Genomic DNA, 256 nt, shown 5'->3' on the forward strand with positions numbered 1-256 from the left:
GACATTATCGCCGCGCCGTCGCAAACGGGTGAGCAAGTCCTTTCCGCTCATGGCGGGCAAGCGCATGTCGAGCAGCACGACGTCGTAGCTCTGGTTGGCCAATATCGCCTCGGCTCGCTCGGCATCGGGCACGCTGTCCATCACGAAGTTCTCCGCACGCAACAGTTTGACGATCCAATGTGCGAGTTCGGCGTTATCTTCCACGAGCAATAGTTTCATCGCGATGTCCTCAATGGCGCCACGCCCGAGTCGATCG

Annotated in this window: 1 protein-coding gene; it reads right to left on the reverse strand. The window is 59.4% G+C overall.

Translation table 11 applies throughout. The annotated features are described in order from the left end of the window. Window positions 1–219 (reverse strand): response regulator (locus tag SB771_RS35690; RefSeq protein WP_410722130.1); only part of this gene is annotated, 219 nt, incomplete at its 3' end. Between the last annotated feature and the right edge of the window lie 37 nt (window positions 220–256).

The organism is Burkholderia sp. SIMBA_051, assembly GCF_046534915.1.
In the GTDB taxonomy this organism is placed as follows: Bacteria; Pseudomonadota; Gammaproteobacteria; order Burkholderiales; family Burkholderiaceae; genus Burkholderia; species Burkholderia ambifaria.